The organism is Streptomyces sp. NPDC057638 (genome assembly GCF_042800315.1).
GTDB lineage: Bacteria > Actinomycetota > Actinomycetes > Streptomycetales > Streptomycetaceae > Streptomyces.
In genome coordinates this window covers 1-8,563 of record NZ_JBHVHF010000314.1, presented here as the reverse complement: position 1 = coordinate 8,563, position 8,563 = coordinate 1, and the positions used below count along the sequence as shown (strand labels likewise).

The window sequence follows — 8,563 nt, the reverse complement described above, 5'->3', positions numbered from 1 at the left end:
GCCCGGATCCCGGGCTCGGCGCGACGAGGTGGCCGGGCTGCTGGGCGCAGCGGTGCTGGCGTGACTTCGGGTAGAGCGCCTCGAAGCCGTCGGCATTGAAGTTGTGGATCACGTCTCGGACCCGGTCCGCGCTGGTGAACGCCATATCAGGGATGTTCGCCGCCGGCATGCGCTGAGCGGACAGCAGCACCATCTGGGCCCGCCGTCAGGTCACCACCGACCCAGTGCCCCGGCGGATGATCCGCAGCAGCCGTCTTCCCTCGTCGTCATCGATCTCACGGACCTGCGCCCGTTCGGCCACGTGATCATTCTGGCCGCCCGGCGCGGCAACCGGGCGACACGTCACGACGGGGCGAACGATGTCTGATGCGGCGCTAGTACAGGGTTTCGCCCATCGGTGATCCTTCGCCCGTGACGTAGGCACGGATCGCTGCCAGATACTCGTCGCGGCCGACACGGCCGTCCTCGTCGGTGTCCAGCGCGGCAAAAGCGGCGTCGGACTTGTCGACCTGGTTGCCCAGTGCTTCGCGCAGCATCGTGAACTCGGACCGGTTCAGGTGGTTGTCCTGGTCTGTGTCAGCGAGGTCGAACAGCGCACCGAGCGCGTACTTGCAGAGGGTGTCGAACTTTTCGGCGTCCACCCAGTCCGCGTACTCGTCATATGTCATGATGCCGTCGCCGTTGGCGTCCATGGCCGCCCAGGCCCGCTCTCCCGTGGCGTACGCGGCAAGGACGAGCGGGTCATCGCCGGAGCGTCCGGACGCCTTCACCGCCCGTTCGATCCGGACGAAGTAGTCGTGCCGGGAGGCGACTCCGTCTCCATCCATGTCCAGCATGGCGAAGACGCGCGCCTTCGGGGCTTCTACGACCTGCGGGTCAGGCATGGGGGCGGCCTTCCTGTGCGTGGTGGGTCTCCGGGCTCGAACTCAAGCGACTGACGCGGTCGGCGTGATGGTCATCGCGGCTGGGCCCTCAACCTCGCCGGGCAGGCCACAATGGGGGATCGGGATCGTACTGGTGACGCCGGCGTCGGCATACTTGCCTGTCATGACGGTGCCGGTCACACGCAGGTCGACCGCGCCCGGCTCGATGGCCACCTCGATGGGGATCTCGATCTCGCTGACCGTCCCGTCAGGCCAGGTCAATGTCTCGCGGGTGATGGCGCTCAGCCTGGTGCAGCTGCTGTTGGCCGTTCCTTCGACCACCGACTCGACCGCGGCCGGAGCAAGGAGGTCACCCCCCGAGCAGACATAGCTCCGTGTTCCCCTGTATGTCTGCGGCGTCGGCTGCTCCTTGAGCCCCTCGGACTCGATATCGGAGGTACCGGCGCATTCCACCGGCAGCACGGGGGCCGACGTCGCGACGGCAGCCGGTCCCGTCGGCAACAGGGCAGCGGCAGCGCAGCCGACGGTCATGACACGGACGAGGAGGGGGAGGCGCACTGGGAGATTTCTTTCTACTCGAAAGGGGCGAAACGATATATCTGCCGATCATGGCACCGGACAGGTCGAAACCGGGTCTCCTCGGTCAGAGAATCACCCGGACGGTGGCCGGGGCCACGACAGAGGTGGGACAGCCGAGAACCACACCGCGCTCTGAGCACCGCGAGTCATCGTCCTGCCGTGAACCGCCAGATCACGCACTCGAACCGCTGTCGCAGCCGCTCGGACTACACGCCGCACTCACCGATCGCCAGGTACTCAACGAACTACCGCTCTCAACCGGCCAAGTGCACTCGCTTCACGTAAGACGGTCTATCGGGCCAGGCGATGCCACGAAGGGTCGAAGCCGCACCTGCGGGGATGGACCGGAGGCCGGGGCCGGCGAGCACGCACCGGGCCAGTCGAACCCGCACACGCGGGAGAGGCCCGGCGCTCATGGAGGGTGTGACCGCCACCAGCCCGTCGAACCCACGCGCGAGGTACGGCCCCGGGCCGCCGTCTCATCAGGGCGGCCCGGGGCCGTGGTCGATCGTGCGGGGAAGGTCGGTTCAGTGTGGCGGTGGGGTGGAGTGTGGTCGTCGGGACAGGCGGGCTGGCCGGCGGCAAGTCAGGCGTCCGGCGTCGGGGCAGCGCACCGGCTGACCGTCGCGATCGGTAGCCCTGCCCCTCTCCTCCTTGTCCGCCCCACCACAGAGGACACGGTCTAACTCCGCCCCTCCTCCGGTACCACCGGCCACGTCCGCGCCACCAGCCGGAAGAACTCCGCCTCGTTGCCCGCCATGCCCAGCGCGTCCAGCGCCTCGTCCGCCTCGGCCAGTGGCGCGGTGAGCAGCGCCAGCCCGGAGGCGGACGAGGGCGGTGGGGCCGCCGAGGCGGCATGGGAAGGGCCGGGGGAGTCGGCCAGGACGGCCCGGGTGGTCCGGAGCAGTCGGACATAGGCCAGGGCCGCCGCGCGTTCCCGTTCGGTCATAGTGTGCTCCTCCTTGAGAGCCGTGGGACCGTCCAGCATCGCGTGTGCCACTGACAACGTGTCATCACCACCCGCTCCGGGGTGGGTTCACCGTGCTCCCACGCCGGGCGATGAGGCGCGATGGAGCACCGGGCCTCGCGGGTTCGAGACGGAGGGACGCCGCATCATCCGTTCCCGTACCTGAACAGAAACCCTCCCCCTGTCGAATGGATGCCCGGACGGCCGCACCCTCCTGTACCGCCTTACAGGTCATCACCCGGAACGATGGCGCTCCTTCAGCCTCCCATGGTTGTTCATGTGTCAGAACAGCGGTTACATGGTGGGATGGTTGTGCATCCCCGGAGATCCCGTGGCACCCGATTACGTGCCCGAGCCCCCATGGCTCTGACAGCTCTGACAGCTCTGACAGCTCTGGTGGCGCTGACGCTCCCCGCCCCCGGCGCCCTCGCGGCCGGACCGGCCTCCCGCGCCACCGTGGCCGGATCGACCCCGGCGCGTGCCACGGCCCTCGCGCCGATCCGCGATCCGATACCCCAGAAGCCCCTCGACTCCGGGCTCGGACTGACCGTCGAGGAGTACGCGGCGTTCCCCCGCACCCAGCCGGTCCCCGGACCGGTCACCGACGCCCGGCTGCGACGGCACGCCCGGATCAACCATCTCGGCGAGGTCCCCGGCCGCCCCGGCCGGATGGCCGTACCCGATCTCAACGGGCGGCTCTATCTGACGGGTGCGGCCCGGCCACCCACCGTCTACCTCGATGTCGCCGCCGCCATCGGGCCCGCGTTCTTCGCCAGTTCGGGCCTCGGCTCCGGCCTCGGCTTCGTCGCCTTCCCGCCGGACCACGCCCGTACCGGACGCTTCTACACCGTCCACACGGAGCGGGCGGCCGAGGCCCGGGCCCGGCCCGACTTCGCGCAGTCCCCGTCGGCGTACCACGGGGTCATCACCGAGTGGACGGCCACCGATCCGGCCGCCGAGGTCTTCGCGGGCTCCCGCAGGGAGATCCTGCGGATCGGGTTCACCGGCGGCGGGCACGGGATCCAGCAGATCGACGTCAACCCGACCGCCCGGCCCGGCGACACCGACCATGGACTCCTCTATGTCGCGGTCGGCGACGGCGCGCGCGGCGCGGGCAGCGGGGATCCGCAGAACCTCTCCGTACCCCACGGCAAACTGCTGAGGATCGACCCGCGCGGCACGGACAGCGCCAGCGGACGGTACGGAGTGCCCCGGCAGAACCCGTTCACCGGCCGCCCCGGAGCGCTGGGGGAGATCTACGCGTACGGGATGCGCGACCCGCACCGCTTCAGCTGGGACGCGGTCGCGCCCCACCGGCTCTACCTCGGGCACATCGGCGAGCACGCCATCGAGTCCGTCTACGAGGTCCGCGCCGGGGACAACCTCGGCTGGACCGAGCGGGAGGGGCCCTTCGTCTACGACCGGCGCGCGGAGAACCCCTGCGACCGGCTCCTCCCGCTCCCCGCCGACGACGCCCGCCATGGCTACACCTATCCCGTGGCGGCCTATGACCACGATCCGCCCCCGGGCTGGAACTGCCGCTCCGACGTGGGCCGCGCCATCGCCGGAGGCCATGTCTACCGGGGCTCGCTGGCGCCCGCGCTGTACGGGATGTACCTCTACGCCGACATTGTCGACGGCCGGGTCTTCTTCTCCGACACCCGCCGGATGGAGCGTGGCTCGGGACGGCTCGCCGACACCCACACCCTCGCGCTCGTCGACCGCGACGGACGTACGGTCACCGCGCGCCAGCTCGCCGGGCATCCCCGGGTCGATCTGCGGCTCGGCCGGGACGCCCAGGGCGAGCTGTATCTGCTCTCCAAGGCCAACGGCAGGATCTGGAAGGTCACCGGTGTCCGGGGCTTCGCCGACTGCCGCCCGGAGGGGACCACCCTGGCCCAGCTCACCGACGCCGCGCACTGGGCCCCGGTCACCCCCGCGAAGTGGCGCTTCCCGCCGGGTGTGGTGACCCTCGCCGAGCCGGGGGCGGCCCGTCCCGGGCCGCGCCGGCCCTTCGAGTACGCGGTCCTGACGGCGGGCCCCCGGTTCGGGCGGGTCGAGATCGACGCGGAGGTCCGGCTGGACACCCCCGTCGAGATCACCAACCGGGATGTGATCCTTGTCCTCGCGTATCAGTCCGACACCCGGTTCGCCTATGTCCATCTCTCCTCGGACCACACGATCTACCCCCATAACGGGATCTTCGTGGTCGACGGCGCCGACCGGGTCCGCGTCGACCACCAGTGGAACGGCTCGACCGGCGCGCCCCCGGCGATCCGTGACGCCGCCTGGCACCGGGTCCGGGTGGTGCACTGCGCGGAGAGCGGGCAGATCGCGGTGTATGTCGACGGCTCGGCGCGGCCGCTGATGACGGCCGTGGACCGTACGTTCACGGCCGGACGGGTGGGCTTCGGCTCGTTCGACAACGTGGGCAGTCTGCGGGCGCTCACCGTACGGGGACGGCCCGAGGGGTCCTGACACCCGCGCACCCGGCGTGCCCCGGGATGGACCGGCGGCTTCCAGGCGCTGGCCCCCGGGGAGCCGGTAACGCCCGGAAGGGCCCGCACGGCCGATGCCGTGCGAGCCCTTCGTCACGGCCGCGTACCGCCGCGTACCGCGTGGTGGTGCTGTGGACCGCTCCGTACCGCCGTGGAGCGGACACCCGGCGTCCTGCCCGATGCCGGGCGTCCCGGCGGGGACCGGAGCGGAGGTCAGACGATGTGGTCCGCGAACTCCGCGTGCTCCCGGGCCGAGCCGTAGGCCTGCGGCTGCGGCACCCCGTAGGTGCGCCGGGCCACGAACCACCAGATGGTGGCCAGGGTCAGCACCGCGACCAGTGCGACGGACGCGTAGTTCATGGTGTCGGCCGTCACCGGGCTGGACTGCGGCAGCAGGAAGAGGACCGTCACGAAGGCGACCCAGACCACGGCGATCCAGCCGATCGGCTTGCTCCACTTGCCCAGGTTCCAGGGTCCCTGCTCGAACCGGTGCCCGGCGCGGAGCTTCAGGAAGACGGGGATGGCGTAGGCCGGGGTGATACCGATGACGTTGATCGCCGTCACCGCGCCGTACGCGGTCTTGGAGTACAGCGACGGTACGGCGAGCAGACAGGCGAAGCCGACCGAGAGCCAGACCGCCGGGACCGGGGTCTGGGTCTTGGCGCTGACCTTGCGCCAGATCGACGAGCCGGGCAGCGCGTTGTCACGGCTGAAGGCGAAGACCATCCGGCTGGCGGCGGCGACCTCGGCGTTGCCGCAGAAGAGCTGCGCCACGATGACGATCAGCAGCAGCGCGGACGCGCCGCCCGTGCCGAGCGCGTCGATCATGATCTGGGCCGGGGGTACCCCGGTCTCCGAGTTCTGGGCGCCCGCGTAGTCCTGGATGGCGAAGGTCAGTCCGGCCAGCAGCGCGAAACCGGCGATCCAGGAGACCCAGATGGCGCGGACGATGCCCCGCGCGGCGGTGACGGAGGCGTTGGAGGTCTCCTCCGAGAGATGGGCGGAGGCGTCGTAGCCGGAGAAGGTGTACTGCGCCAGCAGCAGACCGATCGCGGCGACGTAGATGGGGTTCTCCCAGCCGGTGCCGTTGACGAACTCCGTGAAGACGTACTCGGGCGACTGGTGGTTCTTCGGGACGATCGCCAGCACGCCGACGATGATGGTGACACCGGCGATGTGCCACCAGACGCTGATCGAGTTCAGCACACTGACCAGCTTCACGCCGAAGAGGTTCAGCGCGGCGTGGAGCATCAGGATGCAGACGAAGATGACGAAGGTCGACCCGGCGGTGGGCTCGAAGTCGAACTGGAGGTGCAGGAAGGCCCCGATGAACAGGGCCGCGCCGTAGTCGATGCCCGCGATGGCGCCGAGCAGCCCCAGCAGGTTCAGCCAGCCGGTGTACCAGCCCCACTTACGGCCGCCGAGACGGTCCGCCATGTAGTAGAGGGCACCGGAGGTGGGATAGGCGCTGGTCACCTCGGCCAGGGCCATGCCGACGCAGAGGACGAAGAGGCCGACGACCGTCCAGCCCCAGAGCATGACGGCCGGACCACCGGTGGCCATGCCGAAGCCGTACAGCGTCATGCAGCCGGAGAGGACCGAGATGACCGAGAAGCTGATGGCGAAGTTGCCGAAGCCTCCCATACGGCGGGCGAGCACCGGCTGATAGCCGAGCTCCCGCAGTCTCTCCTCCTCGTCGACGGGCGCTGCTTTGCCCGCCCCAGACCATCTGGGAGAGGGGATGGACATGGTGAAACCTCCGGGGGGAAAGGTTGGCACTGAACTGTCGGGTGGGACATCGCGGATACGCCCGGCCGGGGGACCGGGGCGGCGATGGTGTGCGGCCCGGCTGGACGCCGGGGGCACGGGTGGTGCGGGCCCGGCTGACACCGGGCACGGTGGCGCGTCCCGGTCGGGGGACCGGATCGACCCGGTGGGCCGGGTCTACGCGATGGTGCGGCCGGCCGTTCGACCGGGGTCGGCGACCGGGATGGTACGGGGGTGTCCGGCGGCCGGGGTCAGGGGGGCTGATGGATCAGACCCCCCTAGCGGCGCGCCTCGCGGACGGCGGTGAGACAGCGGCCACGGGCCCGGAGGAAGACCTCCTCGGCCAGGGTCGGATCGCCGGGGCTCTGCGAGCGGTACAGCCAGGGTGGAGCGGTGAAGTACGGCCCGAGCGCCTCGAAGACACGGCCCGCCTCGGCGAACCTCCCCGCGCCCCACAGGGCGTGCGCGAGATGGTTCAGATCGAGCAGCGACTGTTCGGCCGGGTCGACATGGTCGAACCAGCCCTCCAGCGCCAGCATCGCCTCCCGGGTGGCGTCGTCCGTCACCCAGTGCAGGTCGAGCGCGCGCTCGTGCCCCTTGTCGCGACGGTAGCGCTCCACCCGTACGAAGAGGGGGAGTGCCAGCAGCGCGGAGCCCGCGGGCGCGGCCGACGCCGCCCACTGCACGAAGTTGACCGCCTCGGAGAGATGGCCGCCCGACTTGCGCGCGTACACGAACTGGAGCATCCGGTGGTACGCCTCGCGGTTGAACGGATCCCTGCGATGCGCCTCCGCCAGCAGGCCCCAGGGCCCCGGGAAGAGCATCGGGCCCGGTGGGACCTGTCGGTGCTCCTCCAGCTTCTGCTGCTCGTCCAGTTGGGACAGGGCGAGCAGACAGACCCAGGGGACCGGGTCGTCCGGCCCCTGGTGGGCGGCGATCCGGCAGCTCTCCCACGCCTCGTGCCACAGCTCCTGCGTGGCCCGGTGACCCTCACGGTGGGCGCGGAGCGCGCGTTCGACGGAGATCCGGCACTGCATCACGATCCCGGGCAGGGATGTGGGCTCCTCGGCCCTCCATGCCTGCACGGCGTCCGAACCGGCCGCCGCGACGGCGAGGACCTGCGTCCGCTGGGTCCACACACCCCAGGTGGTGGTGGAGTGCAGCAGATTGCGCATGGAGAGCCAGCGGCCGGTTCTTAAGTCCTGGAGGGCTGAGCGCAGTTCGTTGTCATGGCCCGCCGGGTGGTAGACCGGGCGGAACTGCTCCTGAGACATCAGTCCGCCGCCGTCCCCGTCCGTCTGCTCCGGCATGGGTGTCGAAAAATGGTCGTCATGGGCCCTCATAGGGACAGATGGGGGGTGAGTGTCAGGGGTGGAGGTATGGGTTCCAGCCCTGTATGCGCGCCGATCTTACTCAACCAAACGATTACGACAAGAAGTTGACCAAGATTGATCACATGGTAGGGCGTCGGGCGGACTGCCCCGATCCGTGCAACTCGTCGCTGACGTGCGGCGATAGCCAATTCACCCACGGTAATCGGGTTTGGGGGTAGTGAACTTGGCCTGATTTTTACTTTCACCCTGCCGGGAGGTCGCTTTTCAGCCATGCGCTGTACCGGTCCGGGTGGGCCCGGGGCGCGCGGGTGGCGCCCTTCCGGAAGCCGTGTGCCCTGGCCTGGCTCCCCGGAGGTGCGCGGACGCCCGCGCGGGGCGGTGGGAGACGCGCGAGGGCGCGCGGGAGACGGTGGGCGGGTTCGGGCCGACATGAGTCGGTGGGGCGCGCGGGAGGCGGTGGGCGGGTTCGGGCGGACATGAGTGGGTGGGGCGCGCGGGACCCCGCACATGCCGAAGCGGCGGCCACCCGGAGGT

Annotated in this window: 6 protein-coding genes and 1 pseudogene; 1 reads left to right on the top strand and 6 read right to left on the bottom strand. The window is 70.3% G+C overall.

The window, feature by feature from the left end; all coding sequences use genetic code 11:
• The 4 genes and pseudogenes from ACFVIM_RS29385 to ACFVIM_RS29370 all read right to left on the bottom strand — a co-directional run.
• A pseudogene (locus tag ACFVIM_RS29385) lies at positions 1–301 on the bottom strand (hypothetical protein); the annotation flags it as partial.
• Positions 302–374: 73 nt separating this feature from the next.
• Positions 375–884: an EF-hand domain-containing protein gene (locus ACFVIM_RS29380; RefSeq protein ID WP_384307542.1), complete on the bottom strand. Its 510-nt coding sequence runs from the start codon at positions 882–884 to the stop codon at positions 375–377.
• Between the two features lie 42 nt (positions 885–926).
• Positions 927–1,415: a hypothetical protein gene (locus ACFVIM_RS29375; protein ID WP_384307540.1), complete on the bottom strand. Its 489-nt coding sequence runs from the start codon at positions 1,413–1,415 to the stop codon at positions 927–929.
• A 730-nt stretch (positions 1,416–2,145) separates the two neighbouring features.
• Positions 2,146–2,412, bottom strand: a complete 267-nt coding sequence (locus tag ACFVIM_RS29370) for a hypothetical protein (protein WP_384307539.1) — start codon at positions 2,410–2,412, stop codon at positions 2,146–2,148.
• A 378-nt stretch (positions 2,413–2,790) separates the two neighbouring features.
• Here ACFVIM_RS29370 and ACFVIM_RS29365 point away from each other — a divergent pair, with 378 nt between their 5' ends.
• On the top strand, positions 2,791–4,908 hold the full coding sequence (locus ACFVIM_RS29365; RefSeq protein ID WP_384307536.1) for a PQQ-dependent sugar dehydrogenase: 2,118 nt from the start codon (positions 2,791–2,793) through the stop codon (positions 4,906–4,908).
• 233 nt (positions 4,909–5,141) lie between these two features.
• Here ACFVIM_RS29365 and ACFVIM_RS29360 read toward each other — a convergent pair whose 3' ends face one another.
• Together ACFVIM_RS29360 and ACFVIM_RS29355 are read right to left on the bottom strand one after the other, a co-directional pair.
• Positions 5,142–6,677: an amino acid permease gene (locus tag ACFVIM_RS29360; protein WP_384307533.1), complete on the bottom strand. Its 1,536-nt coding sequence runs from the start codon at positions 6,675–6,677 to the stop codon at positions 5,142–5,144.
• Positions 6,678–6,973: 296 nt separating this feature from the next.
• The gene (locus ACFVIM_RS29355; RefSeq protein ID WP_384307545.1) at positions 6,974–7,969 is read right to left on the bottom strand and encodes a hypothetical protein; all 996 of its coding nucleotides are present in this window, start codon (positions 7,967–7,969) and stop codon (positions 6,974–6,976) included.
• Positions 7,970–8,563: the final 594 nt, after the last annotated feature.